The organism is Pseudoalteromonas sp. DY56-GL79, assembly GCF_041414765.1.
Classification (GTDB): Bacteria; Pseudomonadota; Gammaproteobacteria; order Enterobacterales; family Alteromonadaceae; genus Pseudoalteromonas; species Pseudoalteromonas piscicida.
Genome location: NZ_JANHZS010000050.1, coordinates 1,513 through 3,014 on the forward strand (window position 1 = coordinate 1,513; position 1,502 = coordinate 3,014).

The following is a 1,502-nucleotide window of genomic DNA, read 5'->3' on the forward strand; positions in this document are numbered from 1 at the left end:
AGCAACCCGGATTTTCCTAAGTCACCAGCCTACAGCCTTTCACATGGACAACCAACGCCATGCTTGCCTAGCCTGCTCCGTCCCCCCATCGCATTCATACCGAGTACGGGAATATTAACCCGTTTCCCATCGACTACGCTCTTCAGCCTCGCCTTAGGGGTCGACTCACCCTACCCTGATTAACATGGGATAGGAACCCTTGGTCTTCCGGCGGAGGAGTTTTTCACTCCTCTTGTCGTTACTCATGTCAGCATTCGCACTTCTGATATGTCCAGCATGCCTCCCGGCACACCTTCAGCCACTTACAGAACGCTCCCCTACCCCGCGAACAAAGTTCGCAGCCGTAGCTTCGGTGGTATGTTTAGCCCCGTTACATCTTCCGCGCAGGCCGACTCGACTAGTGAGCTATTACGCTTTCTTTAAAGGGTGGCTGCTTCTAAGCCAACCTCCTAGCTGTTTTAGCCTTCCCACATCGTTTCCCACTTAACATACACTTTGGGACCTTAGCTGACGGTCTGGGTTGTTTCCCTCTCCACGACGGACGTTAGCACCCGCCGTGTGTCTCCCGGATATTACTTTACGGTATTCGGAGTTTGCAAAGGGTTGGTAAGTCGGGATGACCCCCTAGCCTTAACAGTGCTCTACCCCCGTAAGTATTCGTCCGAGGCTCTACCTAAATAGATTTCGGGGAGAACCAGCTATCTCCCGGTTTGATTAGCCTTTCACTCCTAGCCACAGGTCATCCCCTAACTTTTCAACGTTAGTGGGTTCGGTCCTCCAGTTGATGTTACTCAACCTTCAACCTGCCCATGGCTAGATCACCGGGTTTCGGGTCTATACCCTGCAACTTAAGCGCCCAGTTAAGACTCGCTTTCGCTACGGCTCCCCTAAATGGTTAACCTCGCTACAGAATATAAGTCGCTGACCCATTATACAAAAGGTACGCAGTCACCCAACAAGTAGGCTCCTACTGCTTGTACGTACACGGTTTCAGGTTCTATTTCACTCCCCTCACAGGGGTTCTTTTCGCCTTTCCCTCACGGTACTGGTTCACTATCGGTCAGTTGGGAGTATTTAGCCTTGGAGGATGGTCCCCCCATATTCAGTCAAAGTTTCACGTGCTCCGACCTACTCGATTTCACTTTAGATAAGTTTTTGTGTACGGGACTATCACCCTGTTTCGTCATGCTTTCCAGCATGTTCCACTAACTACACTAAAGCTTAAGGGCTGGTCCGATTTCGCTCGCCGCTACTTTCGGAATCTCGGTTGATTTCTTTTCCTACGGGTACTTAGATGTTTCAGTTCTCCGCGTTCGCCTCGTTAACCTATGTATTCAGTTAACGATACCTGCAAGCAGGTGGGTTTCCCCATTCGGAAATCCTAGTCTCAAGCGCCTCTTACTGGCTTGACTAGGCTTATCGCAAGTTAGTACGTCCTTCATCGCCTCCAACTGCCAAGGCATCCACCGTGTACGCTTAGTCACTTAACCATACAACCCAAA

General features: G+C 50.5%; 1 rRNA gene (running past one end of the window). It reads right to left on the minus strand.

Annotated elements, in window-relative coordinates:
- Window positions 1-1,490: ribosomal RNA gene (locus tag NO992_RS23255) — 23S ribosomal RNA — on the minus strand; it reaches 1,493 nt to the left of the window's first position.
- Window positions 1,491-1,502: the final 12 nt, after the last annotated feature.